The sequence below is a fragment of the Agrobacterium sp. 22-209-1 genome, from assembly GCF_053522485.1.
In genome coordinates, this window is the sequence record NZ_JBNWCH010000006.1 from 243841 (window position 1) to 259687 (window position 15847).

A 15847-nucleotide genomic window follows, 5' to 3' on the forward strand; every position below is an offset into this window, starting at 1 on the left:
CTCAGGTGACCAATTGACGGCAGAGATCGGCAAAACTATTCGCCCAGCCGGCGAAAAGCGCAAAAAGGATGAGCCAGACGACCAGCATGAAATGCCAGTAGATCGCGCACAGCTCCACACTCAGGCGCATTCTTGCCGACAAGGGCTCTCTCCGGGCACGGATTGCGGTGCGCCCAAGTACGAGGAGCCCGCCCAATATATGCAGGCCATGCAGGCCGGTAATCATGTAGAAGAAGCTGTTCGATGGGTTATCCGCCAGAATATAGCCTGCGGAGATAAGTTGCCTCCACGCCAGGAATTGACCGGCCACAAAGAAAACAGCCGTCGCAAAGGCTGTCACAAGAGCCGCATTCAGCCTGTCACGATGATCCGGACGGGTTTCGGTTTTCGCCCATTGCAGCGCCAGACTGCTGGCGGCGAGCGCCGCGGTGTTCACCCATAACAGTCCGGGGAGCGGAATGCCCCACCAGTCGGCGCCGCCCATGCGGCCGAGATAGGCGCTGATGAGCAAGGTGAACAATGCACCGACCACCGCCAGAAATATCCCAAGTCCGAGTTTCGCAATTGTCACCGACGATCCCTGCATCTCCGGCGCATCGCCTGCCAGACCAACTTCCAGCCAGGGCTTCGAGGCCAGCCGCTGCCGCGCCATCCACCAGCCGATGATGCCGGCGATACCGGCCATGAAGACAAGGATGGCGCTCATGACAAGGCCCTCTCGGACGACCCCGCCGAAGCCGGCTGGTTTTGCGGCAGGAAGTCCTCAGCCGCGCCGGGCACGCTGTAATCATACGGCCAGCGATAAACGACCGGCAGTTCCTTGCCCCAGTTGCCATGAACCGGCGGCGTCTGCGGCGTCTGCCATTCCAGTGTCGTGGCCCGCCACGGATTGCCGACGGCCTTTTTGCCCCACCGCAGGCTCCACTCGAGATTGAACAGGAACAGCAATTGCGCCGCACCGACGATGAGCGCGGCCACGGTGATGAATATGTTCAACGTGTGCGCCGAATCTGGAATGAAGGCGGTTTCGCCCAGCTCGTAATAGCGGCGCGGCACGCCCATCAGCCCGAGATAATGCATCGGGAAGAAGATGGCATAAGCACCAAGGAAGGTGATCCAGAAATGGACGTGCCCCATCGCCTCGTTCAGCATCCGGCCCGTGACTTTCGGATACCAGTGGTGAATCGCACCGAAGATCACCATGATCGGCGCGACCCCCATCACCATATGGAAATGGGCGACCACGAACATCGTATCCGAAAGCGGCACATCGACGACAACATTGCCAAGGAATAGGCCGGTCAATCCGCCATTGATGAAGGTGACGATGAAGGCGAGCGCAAATAGCATCGGCAGGGTGAGATGAATATCGCCGCGCCAGAGCGTCAGCACCCAATTATAGACCTTGATCGCCGTCGGCACCGCGATGATCAGCGTCGTGGTTGCAAAAAAGAACCCGAAATTCGGGTTCATGCCGCTGACATACATATGATGCGCCCAGACGACGAAGCTCAGCGCCGCGATGATGACGATCGCCCAGACCATCATGCGGTAGCCGAAGATATTCTTGCGCGCATGGGTGCTGATCAGATCCGAGACGATGCCGAAGGCGGGAAGTGCGACGATATAGACTTCCGGATGGCCGAAGAACCAGAACAGGTGCTGGAACAGGATGGGACTGCCGCCCTCCTGCTTCAATTGTTCGCCCATCTCCACGATGGCCGGCATGAAGAAGCTCGTGCCGAGCAGCCGGTCGAACAGCATCATGACGGCGGCGACGAAGAGCGCCGGGAAAGCGAGCAGCGCCATGGCGGTCGCCGTGAATATGCCCCATATCGTCAATGGCATGCGCATCAGCGTCATGCCCCGCGTGCGTCCCTGCAACACGGTGACGACGTAATTCAGCCCGCCCAAAGTAAAGCCGATGATGAACAGGATCAACGATGACAGCATCAGGATGATGCCCCAGTCGCGCCCGCCCGGCGTTCCAGAAAGAAGCGCCTGCGGCGGATACAGCGTCCAGCCGGCGCCCGTCGGCCCGCCGGGTGCGAAGAAACCGGCCACCAGCACAAGGACGGCGGAGAGGTAGAGCCAGTAGCTCAGCATATTGGCATAGGGAAACACCATGTCGCGCGCGCCGAGCATCAGCGGGATCAGATAGTTGCCGAAACCGCCAAGAAACAGCGCGGTGAGCAGGTAAATCACCATGATCATGCCATGCATGGTGATGAACTGATAATAATGTTCCGCGTCGATGAAGGAGAAATAGCCGGGAAAACCGAGCTGCAGGCGCATCAGCCAGGAAAGCACCAGCGCCAGCATGCCGATTGCGATGGCTGTCAGGAAATATTGAATGGCGATGATCTTGGCGTCCTGGCTGAAAACATATTTCGTCCACCAGCTTTTCGGGTGATAAAGCTCGACGTCCTCGACTTCAGCGGGCTGAATGACCTGCCCGGCGCCGGATCCAATCTCGACCATGTTCCATCCTCCCTGTTCCCCCGATGCGGTCTTCCCCTCTCAATATGCACGACGCTCATCTGGCCGCCGACGTTTCCGCCGAGGCCAGCAATTTCGAGAAAGTCGGCTGCTGCTCCAGCCAGGCTTGATAATCGGTGTCGGTATCAACGACGACGGTGCCGCGCATCTGCGGATGGCCCACACCGCACAGTTCCGCGCAGAGAACCTCGAATGTCCCCGTCCGGGTCGGCGTGAACCAGTAATAGGTGACCGAACCGGGGATCATGTCCATCTTTGCCCGGAACTCCGGCACGTAAAAATCATGCACGACATCGACCGCGCGCAGCAGCATTTTCACCGGCCTGCCGGCGGGCAGATGCAACTCGCCGCCTTCAACGATGACATCGTCCATTCCGGCGGGATCGTTCCTGTTCAGGCCGAGCGGATTGTTGGATCCAATAGCGCGCGTATCCGCCCGCCCGAGCCGTCCGTCCGCTCCCGGCAGCCGGAAACTCCATTGCCATTGCTGACCGACGACCTCCACCTCGCTCGCACCGTCAGGGACGGTTACGAACTGGTTCCATACGAAGAGGCCCGGCAAAAGCATCGCCGCCACCCCAACCCCGGTCCCGCCCGCCAGCCACCATTCCAGGCGCTTGTTTTCAGGCTCATATGCCGCCCGATTTCCGGCGCGGTGCCTGAAGCGGAACACGCAATAGGCGACGAACAGCACGATGGCGGAGAAAACGAAGCCGGTGATCCAGAAAGTGATGATGATCGTATTGTCGATATAGCTCCAGTTCGACGCTATCGGCGTCCACCACCACGGGCTCAGCAGGTGGAACACGATCGATCCCACTACCAGCAGAACGAGAACCACAACGACAGCCATCGTCTCCTCCCGTGACCCGGCCACGACTGCTTCCAAAACCCATCGCAAAATATATTAGCATTATCTCATAAATGAGTCGGGCGAGCAATTATGGTAGCGGCTCCTTCCTGTGCGCCTGCATCAATCGGGAAGGCAATCGCGAAAAGCAGACGGATCGGAAGAAAACGATACCACATGGCGTCCCCGCACTCTGCGTGGCCATTCCAACCGCCGCGGCTCCCCTCAGCGGGGCCGCAACGGCAGGAAGGATGATCTACGGATAGATTTCCTCTATCAATTCAAGGCGTACGGCTCGGATAATCGGACACGATCAGTTTCCGATAGAGGTGCCAGGTCGAGTGGCCGAGGATGGGCATGACGACCGCGAGGCCGATAAAAACCGGGATCGTGCCGACAACGAGCAAGGCCGCGACGATCAATCCCCAAAGCGCCACGGGAACCGGGTTGGCAAGCGTGGCGCGGATGCTCGCATCCACCGCCGCGACTGCGCCGACATCCCGGTCGAGCAGCAGCGGAAACGCCACCACCGTTGTCGCCAGCACGACGACCGCGAAAACGAAACCCGCGAGATTGCCCCAGATGATGAGGGAGAGACCTTGCGAGGTCGTCAATACGTCCGACAGAAAGGTAGAGAGCGAAACCGGACCGGTCGCATCGAAAGTCGCAGTGTAGATGCTCTGCGCAACAATCAGCCAGACGACGAAAAGCACCAACAGCATGACGGCGACCGCGATGATAGACGGCAGGGCCGGAGAGTGACGAACCTCCAGTGCATGCCGCCAAGAGCTATCCAGCCCCTTTTCGCGCCGCCGACTGATTTCATAAAGCCCGATGGCCGCGATCGGACCAATCAGTGCAAAACCCGACATCAGCGGATAAATAACCGGCAGCAAATTGGCGCCGGAACTCCACATCACCAGAAAAACACCGGCGATCGGATACATAAGACAGAGAAAAACATAGTGGGACGGCTTTTCTTTAAAGTCCTCAAGTCCCAGCTTCAACGCATCCACGATATCCGGGATGCCAATCTTGCGGACTTCCGGGCGGGCAAATTCACCACTTGCACCGGACATGACATGGAATGCCGTCATAGCACTTCTCCTCCTGCGCCATGATCCGGCTGGCGGTACAGGAACGCTCGGTGACTTCTATCGAGGCGTAAAACCGCAACCGGCTGCTTTGTAATTTATCAAATTCTGGCGCCTTTGTCGCCTGTTGTTTAAATTGGAGACATCAGATGCCCGCCGTCGGCACAACTGGACTACCCTTGAGCCAGGTTGAGGCAAATGACGGTCCTGTCATCACTGAACTCCGCCGTTGTCGAACCTTTGACGGACGGATACTCGCCCAGCTTGTGAAAATCCGCCGCCTCGACACGCGCGAATTCCGCTTCCCAGGCCGCAACATCCGTCCCAGCCGGCAAGGACAAATAGCCGTCGGAGAATATTTCAACGCTCGAGAGCCCGTCTTTGGCAATGCGGAGGTCAACCGTCCCCTCCTGCATGACCGTTCCGCCATTCACCGAGGCGTAACCCAGCACATGCCCATGCTGGTTTGCGAATTGCGGCTGGACACGGATGCCGCCCATCAGGAATTCCTCGACCGTTTCAACGTCGTTCTCAAGACCGCTCATCCCGGCTGCGGCAGTGACGGCATTTTCCGCATCCCGCGCCGTCATGATACCGTTTGCGACCGCCGAACGCAGGCCGGAGAAGATCGTCGCACGCGTTCTTGCTTCGGCCGCATCACCGTCACCGATGACGGCGAGAAGCTGTTTGAATACGAATATACGCGCCGAAGTACTTACCGTATCGATCAGCTTCGTGTGCTGAAACAGACGGGTGCCGTTGATCCTGACGCCGGAATCGCCGGCAAGCAGCAGGCGGAAGCTGTCGCCCATATCCGCCACGATCGCCAGGGTGGTCGATGGCGGATGGCCGGCATTGATGCGCTGCGCCTCCTTTTTCAGGATATCGCTGATATTCTGAAAAAGCGCGGGCGCGGCAAGCGTTTCCAGCCTGCCGTCAAGGCTCATCTCAGCCACGGCATTGGCGGCGGCGAGAGCCGCAATGCGGCCGGAAGTCAGCCCGCCGTAATTTGCTCCGGTCGGGTCGGTCGCGCCGTCGAAAACGGCCAGAACCCGTCCGGGAATGAGAAGCGCCACATCGTCCCCCGGCTTTGCGGCGTTCTTGTATTTCGATTGCGAAAAGCTCGCGATATTCATCTTTCCGGTGTCCTTGCAGAGGGAGGCTGGCGGCGACACATGGTCGCCGCTGCTGCAGTTTTGAATGATGTTTGATGGCTTCAGACGAAAGAGGCTTCCTTGTCCTCCGAAAGCCGGAAGACGACGAAGACGCAAAGTCCGGTGCTGACGAGAAGCAAGGTGGAAAGAGCCGCGGCCGTGCCGAACTCGCCGTCAATCACCTGAATATAGATCAGCACGGGCATCGTAATCGTCCGCGCCGTGTAGAGGATCAGCGTCGAGGACAATTCGTTGATGGCAGTGATGAAGCTCATCAAGGAACCGATGATGAGACCTGGCAACATCAGCGGCACCGTCACCGATATGAACGTCTTTGCCGGAGAAGCGCCGAGATTGACCGCAGCCTCCTCGATGGAGGGTTTGATCTGCCGCAGGATCGAGGTCGTGGAGCGGACGCCGTAAGGCAGGCGGCGGATAAACACCAACAGGATGATGATGAGCGCCGTGCCAGTGATGTCGAAAGGCGGATAACGGAACGTCGTGACGTAGCCGATTGCCATGACGACGCCAGGTATCAGATAGGGTACCATCAGCAGAAGATCGAGCGAACCCGATACTGCATTGTCCCGCCTGACCACGATGAATGAGAGCAGGCCGGAAACGATGGCGATCAACACCACGGCTGCAATCGCAAAGGTGAAGCTGTTGGCAATCGCCTGCGGTGAATCGCGAAGAATGCGGGCATAGCTGTCCAACCCGAAACCGCCTGTGAAGACAGGGCCGTTCGTCGCAAGGAACGATGTGTAGATGACCGTAAGGGACGGTAGCATGGCGACAAAGACGACCAGATAGCAGAAGCCATGCACGATGAACGATTTCAACGGGCGCATGGGCTGTTTAACCGGCCGGTTCGTCAGAGAACTGGCGTAACGGCGTTTGGCGAGAATGTGCCGCTGCAACAGAAGTGCGGCCATGGAAATAGCGATCATCACCATGGAAATCGTGACTGCCATGGTCGGCGTGCCCGCCATTTCGGAGGTATATTGCGCATAGGCTATGGTCGAGAGCGTCCTGATGCCCTTGCCGAGGATTGCCGGCGTTCCGAAATCTGCGATGGACAAGACGAAGCAGATGATCGCGCCGGTGCTGACTGCCGGAAAGACCAGCGGCAAGGTGATCTTGCGGAACCGTTGGAACGCCGTGCAACCGAGGTTTTCCGCCGCATCCTCATAAGATTTGTTGATGGTGTTCAGCGCATTTTCCGTCATCAGGAAAATATAGGGAAAGAACTTCAGGCTGAAGACCATCACGATGCCGGGTATCCCGTAAATGGTCGGCAAGGAAATACCGGCGAAAGACAGGAGATTGGTGACTGCGCCGTTGGCGCCGAACAGCATGATCCAGGCATAGGCGCCGATGAAGGGCGGCGCACATAGAACCAGCACCGCGAAGGTGGCAATGAATGTACGGCCCTTAATGCGGTAACGCGAGGTGCAGAAGGCAAGCGGAATACCGAGCAGGCAGGCCCCCAACATGCCGAGCACGCCGATGACCAACGTATTCCACAATGCCACGGTATAAAAACGTCGCGTCAGCACCTGCACATAGTTGCCGAAACCGAAAGCACCCGTCTTGGCGTCGAAGAAACTGATGAAGAATACGCTAAAGATCGGCAGGACCAGGAAGACAGCCAAAAGGATAACGGCAAGCACCGTCACGCTTGTCCAGAAACCCGGCAGCCGCAAACGAAAACCTCCGGGCATTGAAGTCGCGGTCATATCCGTCATGACAGGCGCTCCCCGGTAACGCCTTCACCGAAGAGCTTGGTATCACCGGCAGACCAGGAGAAAACCGTTTTCTGGCCGGGCTGAAGGGCGATGATGTCAGGCGACGGCTTGGTGATCGCCTCGATTTCCTCTCCCGACGACAGCACCGCGGCGACATTCATCTCGCGGCCGGTGAAGCTGACCTGCCTTATGGTGACAGGCAGTTCGATGCGGCCTTCACCATCTGTCGCAGGCGAACCGACGGTAATGGCTTCGGGACGGATGGCGGCAACGACCGTTCGTTGCGGCGCAATGGCGTCGGCCTGCGGTAACCCTACGCCGTGCCCGGAAATGGAGGTCCGCCCACCCGCACGATCCAGCGTCAGGAAATTGTTTGCCCCCACAAAGGAGGCGACGAAACGATTGGCGGGGTTGTTGTAAACCTCCCAGGGCGCTGCGGCCTGCTGGATGACGCCGCCATACATCACACAGACGAGATCGGACATGGCAAGCGCCTCCTCCTGATCATGGGTCACATAAACCGTGGTAATGTTCATGGCTTGCTGGATTTCGCGCAGCTCGCGCCGCAGATCCACACGCAGCTTCGCATCGAGGTTGGATAGCGGCTCGTCCATCAGCAGCACTTTGGGATTGATGACGAGCGCACGCGCAAGGCCGACACGCTGCTGCTGACCGCCGGATAATTCATGCGGCATGCGCTTGGCGTAGGGAGCGAGCTGCACGATGTCGAGAATCTTGCCGACCCGTTCGCGAATCTCGGAGGAAGACGCCTTGCGCTGCTTCAAACCGAAGGCGATGTTGTCGAAGACGGAAATATGCGGGAAGACCGCATAATCCTGAAAAACCATGCCGACATCGCGCTTGTGTGCGGGCACATGTTCGATCGCCTGTCTTTCGATGCTGATACTGCCGCTATCCTGCTGGTGAAACCCCGCAATCGTGCGCAGGAGGGTCGTCTTGCCGCATCCGCTCGGACCGAGAAGCGTAAAGAACGATCCCGAGGGGATGGAGATATTGATGTCGGAGAGAGCGACGACATCCCGGTAACTTTTCTTGATGCTGGTAATTTCCACGGCGGCCATGTGCTGCTCCATGACAGATCCTGCACGGCCCGTGACCACGCTGGACAAACGAAAAGCGAATTGTGAATGAAATAAAGGGGGACGGTCGCCGCTGCGCCGTCCCCGGCAATTATCTTACTGAACGTCGAGCAATGTCTCGTTCCACTTTTCCATCAGACGCGCGCGATTGTCTGCAGCCCATTTGAAATCGTATTTCGCATCGGGAACATCGGCCAGCGGAACAAGCGCCGGATTGGCGGGAACATCGGTTCGAACCGAGCGACGACCCGCCTTCACCACGATTTCCTGCGCTTCCTTGGAGACGATGAAATCGATGAAAGCCTTGCCATTGTCAGCATTCGGCGCTCCCTTGACGAGCGCCATGCCGTCAGGCGCGATTGCCGTACCCTCTTTCGGATAAACGATCTCGACCGGCGCGTTGCCGAGCTTGTAGCGCAGCGCGGCATCTTCCAGCGTAATGCCAACGGCCTGTTCGCCATCGTTGACGAAACGCGGCACCGCGCCTGAAGAGGTGGAAAGAACAGAGTTGGTGAGGATGCCGGTATAAATTTCCCAGCCTTTTTCCTCACTGTCGAAATCCTGCAATACCGTTGCCATCTGAATATAAGCCGAGCCGGACTGATCGGCGCGGGCCGAAGAAATCAGGCCCTTATATTCCGGCTTTGCCAGATCGGCCCAGGACGTCGGAACGGGAGCGCCTTTCAGGGCCTCCTTATTGACGATAAAGGCCGTGACGACAGCCGTGAAAGGCACCCAATTCGTGCTCGGTGAGAAGGCCGGGTTGATCGATGCAGCCTCAACCGGCTTGTATGGCTCGAAAAGGTCGGCGGAGAAATCGATAACCGTCCCGTCGACGCTCCAGATCACGTCGCCCGCCGGCTTGCCGCTCTCTGCCTTGATGCGGTTCATCAGCTCGCCCGATCCGGCTTTGACAAGCTCGACCTTGGTGCCGGTTTTCTTTTCGAACATGGGCAGCAATTCGTCCATGAGCTGCTGCGGGGCAGCGGAATAGACCACGACGCTGCCTTCGGCATGAGCGAAAGCCGCGCTGGCAAGGAAAGTGGCGCCGGCAAAAAGGCGCGCGAAAATAGTGCATGATTGACGCATGAGGGGGCTCCGTTTTTTTGTTCCCTGACAGACCGGCCCTGCGACATGATTTTTTTTGGTTTTGCCTGTCGCTACCCGTTGTCTGCTATTTATTTTCTTTACGTAAATTAATTAGTCAAGCCGAAATTTATTTCGATTATGACAATAAAATATCCTATTGAAAAACCACATTATTTCCTGTTTTTGACTTACAGCCGCCCAATTTCAATGCCAGTTTTTGCGGTGAAACGCGGTATACAATCGCGTAATTTTCGCTAATCATCAGGCATAATTTCTCGCGGGAGACTTGTTTGATCGATCTCGGCTACAATGAGCGGCGTCTGCTCGAGATTCTGCGCGGCAAGGGAGGCATGTCGCGCATCGAACTGGCGCGCGAAATGGATGTTTCCGCACCGACCCTTACCCGCCTGACGGCCAATCTGCTGGAATCCGGCCTCATCATCGAAGCGGAGGAAGCCCGCAATGACGGCAAACGGGGGAAACCGTCCACAGCCATCGAAATCAACCCGAACGGGCTTTTCACGCTGGGGGTCTACTTCAATCCTGACGATCTGCGTGTCTGCGTGGCCGATCTCAATGGCACGATAAGACAGGAAATCAGATCGGAACTGGAGGGGCACAGTTTCGAGCACATTATGGAGATGGCCGAGGCGGCCGCCCGGCAAGTGCTTGAAAAAGCGAAGATAAGAAAAAAAGATGTGCTAGGCTGCGGCATCAGCTTTCCCGGCCATTTCAAGCGGGATCGCGGCCATGTCTTCCGCATCAAGCAGTTCGAAAGCTGGCGCGATATCGACGTCGACAAGGACTTTCAGCCCTATTTCGATTTCCCGGTCTTTCACGAAAATGACGGCAATACCGTCATTCTTTCCGAACTCTATTATGGTGCAGGCCGCAATATCCGAAACTTCGCGATGATCTGGCTGACATATGGCATCGGTGGTGCGCTGGTGGTGCAGCGCCATCTCTATCGCGGCACCAATGGCAATGCCGGCGAATTCGGCGGACTGTTTCCAAAATCCCATCCCCGCCCCTCGGGACAGGACTTGTGCGACACTCTGGCTGCTCAGGGCGTCGCCATTCGACGTCTGAAGGATATTGACGAGAGTTATGCCGACCATCCCGCCGTGGCGTCCTGGCTTGAACGGGCAACGGATCAGCTCCGCCTGCTTTCTTTGACAGTCGCCCGCACGATGGATCCGGCAGCCATCATTTTCGGTGGATCGCTGCCGGACTGGATTGTCGAACATATCGTGCGGCGTATCGGCTCTCTGGATATACTCGGCGAGGATTTTTTCGTCGAGCCGCCGGAGATACGCAAATCGATCATGAGCGACTTGCCTCACCTGGGCGCCGCCAGCATACCGATCTACCGCGCCATCACGCCCAGCTATTATTCCGGGCGGGCGCTGAAGGGCTGGGCATGACGCCTCATGGCCGTTACGGGCCCTTCAGTGTATTGTCCAGAAGAGCCTCCACCGTCCAGAAACACCGCCGAATATAGAAGTCACCGCGCGATTCCGCTCCCTTTGTGTTAAATGAAATCGCCGCGTTGGCGTCGAAGATGGCGAGCAGCGCACACGACCCGGCAAATTCTTTGGCGCTTTCGCAAACCACCCTTCCCACACATCACCACATCCAGCATGTCATTGCTTTTAGCCTCCATGGCGAATAGCGGGTTGAGATGACCTCCGGCAAAGGGTATCAGGTGCCACTCTCAGGCGGACCTTCCGCAAACAACAAGGCGCATCCTGACATGATACCGGACTTCCTCGTCACCCATTCCGGTGGCTTCCATGCCGACGAACTGCTGTCGAGCGTTGTGCTGACGCAGCTTTTCCCGCAGGCACGCCTGATCCGCAGCAGGGCGCCCGAATGGATCGCACCCGGCGCAGATCGCATCGTCTACGACGTCGGCGGCGCTTATGACGCAGCAAAGGGAGCCTTTGATCACCACCAGCGCGGCGCGCCGTTGCGCAAGGACGGTCAGCCCTATAGTTCGTTCGGACTGATCTGGAAGCATTTCGGCCGCGATTATCTTGCCGCCTTTGGCGTTCCGGAAGACCATATCGAAACCATTCACGCCTCTTTCGACGCCAGCTTCGTGCTGCCGGTCGATCTGGTCGACAACGGTGCGCTCAGCCCCTCCACAGCCGGGCCGCTCGCGGGACTGACCCTGCCCGTCCTGCTCGAAACTCTGAAGCCTGTTTTCGACGAGACAGATCCCGAAGCGGACAATCGCAGTTTCCACGCGGCGTTGGCCATCGCCCGCAGCTTCGTGGAGGCAAAGATTGCCAACAGCGCCGCGAAATTGCGGGCCGAGACGCTGGTAAACCGGGCTATCGCGGATGCCGGCGAGGGACATATTCTGGAACTGCCGGTGGGCATGCCGTTCCGGCCCGCCATCGTGAAGGCGGGGGCGGACCATTTGCTTTTCGTCGTTCATCCGCGTCACAACGACTGGTGCCTTACCGGCATTCGTCGCGCGGATGAAGGTTTTGAGCTGCGGGCGGATTTGCCGGCCGCCTGGGCAGGCCTGACGGATAAGGATCTGGAAGCGGTTTGCGGCGTCGAAGGCGCAAGCTTCTGCCACAACGGCCGGTTTATCGCAGCGGCGAGAACCCGCGATGCTGCACTGGCCATGGCGGCGTTGGCGGTAAAAGAGGCGACCGCAACCAAATAGTGGCATGGTCGCCAATCAAGCGGCAAATCTGCATTGCCAAAGCCGAGCTTGTCGTCGAATGTCGGTGGCGCCGCCTGGGCGGTTTTGAGATCGCCGATCGCGATACTGACCGTACGCGTCGCAAAAACGCCTCCTGGAACAAGCAGCGGGAGGCGAAACATATGCCTGGATGTGGGTTTTGATCTTGCCCATACCCAGTTCTTGGTACGTCCTGAGAAGTTCGCCGGCGCGCGCCCTTGAGCATCGGGCCGCCGTGGTTATCCTGCCCGAATTATGGCGGTCACACACGTATTGAGGAATACGCGACCGCTTTCGGGGAGGATGTCATGAAATTTCTGTTGGCCGCTTCGCGTGCCATTGATGCCGCCAATGCAGCCATTGGCAAAGGTGTTTCCTGGCTGCTTCTCGCGGCCATTTTTATCAGCGCCGTCAATGCAGCCATGCGCAAGGCGTTTTCGATGAGCTCCAACGCCTGGCTTGAATCGCAGTGGTATTTGTTTTCCGCAGTGTTTCTGATCGCCGCCGCCTATACGCTTCTCAACAACGAGCATGTGAAGGTGGATCTGGTCTATGGAAGTCTTCCGCGCAAGGGGCAGCTGTGGGTCGATATTCTCGGGACCATCTTCTTTCTCATGCCTTTCTGCCTCATCACGGTCTATCTTTCCTGGCCGGTGTTTCTGCAGAAACTTGCGTCCGGTGAGGTTTCGAACAACACGGGCGGCCTCATTCAATGGCCCGTCTGGGCGCTGATACCGGTTGGCTTCAGCCTGCTGGCCATTCAGGGCGTTTCGGAACTCATCAAGCGTGTCGCGATCCTGCGCGGCGATATCCCCGATCCGGTTGCAGCGGCTGACGCCGCCGCCGCACTGCTCTGATCGAAGGAAACAACAACAATGGCATTCATTGCGGAAAATCTCGCGCCCATCATGTTTGCGGCGCTCATCATCGTGCTTTTGCTCGGCTACCCCGTCGCCTTCGCCCTGGCCTTCGTCGGCTTTTTCTTCGGCTTTGTCGGAATAGAGCTCGGCCTGCTGCCAGTGACGCTGTTCCAGGCCATCCCCGATCGCATATTCGGCCAGATGTCGAATGAAACGCTGCTGGCCATCCCGTTCTTCACCTTCATGGGGCTCATTCTTGAAAAGAGCGGCATGGCGGAGGACTTGCTGGACACGATCGGCCAGCTGTTTGGACCGGTCCGCGGCGGCATCGCCTTCGCCGTCATCTTCGTCGGGGCAATTCTGGCCGCCACCACCGGCGTCGTCGCCGCCTCGGTTATTTCGATGGGCCTCATCTCGCTTCCCATCATGTTGCGCTATGGATATGACCGCAAGGTCGCCGCCGGCACGATTGCGGCTTCCGGCACACTGGCGCAGGTCATCCCGCCCAGCCTCGTACTGATCGTGCTGGCTGACCAGCTCGGCCGTTCAGTGGGCGACATGTACAAGGGCGCGCTCGTTCCGGGTCTCATGCTCGTGGCCGCCTATACGGTCTATATCATCGTGACCTCGATCATCAGTCCGACGAAAGTCCCGGCCCTGCCGCCGGAGGCGCGGACCCTGCGCGGCACCAAGCTCTTGCTCAAGGTCATAACCTCGCTGGTACCGCCGCTCGTATTGATATTCCTCGTGCTTGGCACGATCTTCCTCGGCATCGCCACACCCACGGAAGGCGGCGCCATGGGTGCTGTCGGCGCGCTCGCCCTTGCGCTTGCCAACCGCAAGCTCAATTTCGGGCTGATCCAGCAGTCTCTGTACGCCACGGCAAAGCTGTCGTCCTTCGTCCTGCTCATCCTGCTCGGCGCGCGTGTCTTTTCCCTGACCTTCTATGGCGTGAACGGCCATGTCTGGGTCGAGCATCTGATGACGTCGGTTCCGGGCGGCGAGATCGGCTTTCTGATCGTCGCCAACCTGCTGGTCTTTTTCCTGGCCTTCTTCCTCGACTATTTCGAATTGGCCTTCATCATCATCCCGCTGCTGGCGCCGGTCGCCGATGCGCTTGGCATCGATCTGATCTGGTTCGGCGTGATGCTGGCCGTCAACATGCAGACGTCGTTCATGCACCCGCCCTTCGGTTTTTCGCTGTTCTTCCTGCGGTCCGTTGCACCCACGCGCGCCTACAAGGACCGGATCACCGGACAGACCATCCAGCCGGTCACCTCGTCCCAGATCTATCTGGGCGCCATTCCCTATCTGTTCATCCAGCTGACCATGGTCATCATCATCATCGCCTTCCCCGGCATCGTGATGCACTACAAGTCAGGCGTGAAACAGGCCGATCCTTCCGCCGTCCATATCAATGTACCGATGCCGGGCGCAGGTACGGACGCCGATCCTTTCGCCAATCCTTTCCTGGCGCCGGGCAACAGCGCACCGAGCTTTGGAAAGCCGGGCGCGCCCTGACAATCGGCCGGGCGCGAAAGCGCCCCCCGTAACAAACATCGCTGACATTCAATAGGAGGAGGTAATCTATGAAGGTCAACCCAGGTCGCAGACAACTCTTGTCGGGCGGCGTACTTGCAGGAGCGGCTGCGGCTGCTTCGGCACTTGCGACACCCGCCATAGCCCAGTCATTGCCAACTATTCGCTGGCGTCTCACGTCCGGCTTCCCGAACAATCTGGACACGATCTATGGCGGCGCCGTGGTCATGGCCAATGCATTGAAGGCCATTACGGGCGGCAAGTTCGAAATCCAGGTCTTTCAGGCTGGTGAAATCGTTCCAGGAGCCCAGGCCATCGACGCCGTAAAAGCCAATACCGTCGAGATTTCCCATACCTGCGGCTACTATTTCACGGGGAAAGATCCGACATTCGCCATCGGTTCGACCATCCCCTTCGGCCTGAACGCCCGCCAGCAGAACGCATGGCTCTACCATGGCGGCGGCAACGAGGCTTACAACGAATTTCTTTCCGACTACGGCGTCATCGGCATTCCCGGTGGAGCGACGGGTGCCCAGATGGGCGGCTGGTATCGCAAGGAGATCAAGAGCCTCGAGGATATCAAGGGCCTGAAGATGCGTATTGCCGGCGTCGCCGGACAGGTGCTCGCCAAGCTTGGCGCGGTGCCGCAGCAGCTTCCGGGCGGCGACATCTATCCGGCGCTGGAACGGGGCACCATTGATGCTGCGGAGTGGGTCGGTCCCTATGACGACGAAAAGCTCGGCTTCTACCAGATCGCGCCATACTACTATTATCCCGCGTTCTGGGAGGGTGGACTGACGATCCACTTCTTCATCAACAAGGACCAGTATGCAGCACTGCCTGATGAATACAAGGCAGCGCTCGACACCGCCTGCAAGGCCGCCAACATCAACATGCAGGCGCTGTACGACGTCAAGAACAAGGATGCGATCCGCTCGCTGGTTTCCAAGGGCACGCAGCTTCGCCCGCTGCCCCGCGATGTGCTCGACGCCGCCTATAAGGCGACCTTCGAGCTTTATGACGAGTACACCCAGAAGCATCCCGCATGGGCCAAGATCTATCCGGGCTGGAAGAAATTCCGCGACGAGAGCTTCGAATGGTTCCGCGTCGCCGAATATACCTATGACAGCTACGGCTATGCCATGCAGACGGCCGGCAAATAAGCAGGCATAGACTTTACGAGGCCCCTGGATGGCGACATTCCGGGGCCTCTGGC

Annotated in this window: 13 protein-coding genes; 5 read left to right on the forward strand and 8 right to left on the reverse strand. The window is 58.4% G+C overall.

What is annotated here, in order from left to right; translation table 11 throughout:
- Position 1: 1 nt before the first annotated feature.
- From ACQZ48_RS15720 to ACQZ48_RS15755, 8 genes are all read right to left on the reverse strand, one after another.
- A complete protein-coding gene (locus ACQZ48_RS15720; RefSeq protein ID WP_077983149.1) occupies positions 2 to 706 on the reverse strand; it encodes a cytochrome c oxidase subunit 3 in 705 nt (234 codons plus the stop codon).
- Positions 703 to 2481, reverse strand: a complete 1779-nt coding sequence (locus ACQZ48_RS15725; protein WP_077983150.1) for a cytochrome c oxidase subunit I — start codon at positions 2479 to 2481, stop codon at positions 703 to 705. Before ACQZ48_RS15725 ends, ACQZ48_RS15720 begins: the two co-directional genes overlap by 4 nt.
- 55 nt (positions 2482 to 2536) lie before the next feature.
- A complete protein-coding gene (locus ACQZ48_RS15730; protein WP_443387964.1) occupies positions 2537 to 3352 on the reverse strand; it encodes a cytochrome c oxidase subunit II in 816 nt (271 codons plus the stop codon).
- Positions 3353 to 3630: 278 nt separating this feature from the next.
- Positions 3631 to 4446, reverse strand: coding sequence for a DUF2189 domain-containing protein (locus ACQZ48_RS15735; RefSeq protein WP_077983152.1), 816 nt, complete (start codon positions 4444 to 4446; stop codon positions 3631 to 3633).
- A 170-nt stretch (positions 4447 to 4616) separates the two neighbouring features.
- Positions 4617 to 5579, reverse strand: a complete 963-nt coding sequence (locus tag ACQZ48_RS15740) for a hypothetical protein (RefSeq protein WP_137411845.1) — start codon at positions 5577 to 5579, stop codon at positions 4617 to 4619.
- 80 nt (positions 5580 to 5659) lie between these two features.
- Entirely contained in the window at positions 5660 to 7345 is a 1686-nt protein-coding gene (locus ACQZ48_RS15745) for an ABC transporter permease (RefSeq protein ID WP_077983153.1), read from the reverse strand.
- On the reverse strand, positions 7342 to 8439 hold the full coding sequence (locus ACQZ48_RS15750) for an ABC transporter ATP-binding protein (RefSeq protein WP_448729005.1): 1098 nt from the start codon (positions 8437 to 8439) through the stop codon (positions 7342 to 7344). The genes ACQZ48_RS15745 and ACQZ48_RS15750 overlap by 4 nt, the downstream gene beginning before the upstream one ends.
- Positions 8440 to 8541: 102 nt before the next feature.
- On the reverse strand, positions 8542 to 9534 hold the full coding sequence (locus ACQZ48_RS15755) for an ABC transporter substrate-binding protein (RefSeq protein ID WP_077983154.1): 993 nt from the start codon (positions 9532 to 9534) through the stop codon (positions 8542 to 8544).
- A gap of 290 nt (positions 9535 to 9824) precedes the next feature.
- Here ACQZ48_RS15755 and ACQZ48_RS15760 point away from each other — a divergent pair, with 290 nt between their 5' ends.
- The 5 genes from ACQZ48_RS15760 to ACQZ48_RS15780 all read left to right on the forward strand — a co-directional run bounded on the left by ACQZ48_RS15760 (position 9825) and on the right by ACQZ48_RS15780 (position 15794).
- Positions 9825 to 10958 carry an ROK family transcriptional regulator gene (locus tag ACQZ48_RS15760; protein WP_269825282.1) on the forward strand — a complete coding sequence of 378 codons (1134 nt, stop codon included), beginning with the start codon at positions 9825 to 9827 and terminating at the stop codon, positions 10956 to 10958.
- Positions 10959 to 11287: 329 nt separating this feature from the next.
- On the forward strand, positions 11288 to 12214 hold the full coding sequence (locus ACQZ48_RS15765; RefSeq protein ID WP_448729006.1) for an MYG1 family protein: 927 nt from the start codon (positions 11288 to 11290) through the stop codon (positions 12212 to 12214).
- 326 nt (positions 12215 to 12540) lie between these two features.
- Positions 12541 to 13089, forward strand: coding sequence for a TRAP transporter small permease subunit (locus ACQZ48_RS15770; RefSeq protein ID WP_173991450.1), 549 nt, complete (start codon positions 12541 to 12543; stop codon positions 13087 to 13089).
- A gap of 18 nt (positions 13090 to 13107) precedes the next feature.
- A complete protein-coding gene (locus ACQZ48_RS15775; RefSeq protein WP_162520530.1) occupies positions 13108 to 14613 on the forward strand; it encodes a TRAP transporter large permease in 1506 nt (501 codons plus the stop codon).
- 68 nt (positions 14614 to 14681) lie between these two features.
- Complete coding sequence (locus ACQZ48_RS15780; protein WP_077983157.1) at positions 14682 to 15794, forward strand: TRAP transporter substrate-binding protein; 1113 nt, start codon at positions 14682 to 14684, stop codon at positions 15792 to 15794.
- Positions 15795 to 15847 lie beyond the last annotated feature (53 nt).

Excerpts from the sequence above, each read along its gene's own strand:
- ACQZ48_RS15720 (WP_077983149.1), bottom strand. The coding sequence starts at position 706 with ATGAGCGCCATCCTTGTCTTCATGGCCGGTATCGCCGGCATCATCGGC.
- ACQZ48_RS15725 (WP_077983150.1), bottom strand. The coding sequence starts at position 2,481 with ATGGTCGAGATTGGATCCGGCGCCGGGCAGGTCATTCAGCCCGCTGAA.
- ACQZ48_RS15730 (WP_443387964.1), bottom strand. The coding sequence starts at position 3,352 with ATGGCTGTCGTTGTGGTTCTCGTTCTGCTGGTAGTGGGATCGATCGTG.
- ACQZ48_RS15735 (WP_077983152.1), bottom strand. The coding sequence starts at position 4,446 with ATGACGGCATTCCATGTCATGTCCGGTGCAAGTGGTGAATTTGCCCGC.
- ACQZ48_RS15740 (WP_137411845.1), bottom strand. The coding sequence starts at position 5,579 with ATGAATATCGCGAGCTTTTCGCAATCGAAATACAAGAACGCCGCAAAG.
- ACQZ48_RS15745 (WP_077983153.1), bottom strand. The coding sequence starts at position 7,345 with ATGACGGATATGACCGCGACTTCAATGCCCGGAGGTTTTCGTTTGCGG.
- ACQZ48_RS15750 (WP_448729005.1), bottom strand. The coding sequence starts at position 8,439 with ATGGAGCAGCACATGGCCGCCGTGGAAATTACCAGCATCAAGAAAAGT.
- ACQZ48_RS15755 (WP_077983154.1), bottom strand. The coding sequence starts at position 9,534 with ATGCGTCAATCATGCACTATTTTCGCGCGCCTTTTTGCCGGCGCCACT.
- ACQZ48_RS15765 (WP_448729006.1), top strand. The coding sequence starts at position 11,288 with ATGATACCGGACTTCCTCGTCACCCATTCCGGTGGCTTCCATGCCGAC.
- ACQZ48_RS15770 (WP_173991450.1), top strand. The coding sequence starts at position 12,541 with ATGAAATTTCTGTTGGCCGCTTCGCGTGCCATTGATGCCGCCAATGCA.
- ACQZ48_RS15775 (WP_162520530.1), top strand. The coding sequence starts at position 13,108 with ATGGCATTCATTGCGGAAAATCTCGCGCCCATCATGTTTGCGGCGCTC.
- ACQZ48_RS15780 (WP_077983157.1), top strand. The coding sequence starts at position 14,682 with ATGAAGGTCAACCCAGGTCGCAGACAACTCTTGTCGGGCGGCGTACTT.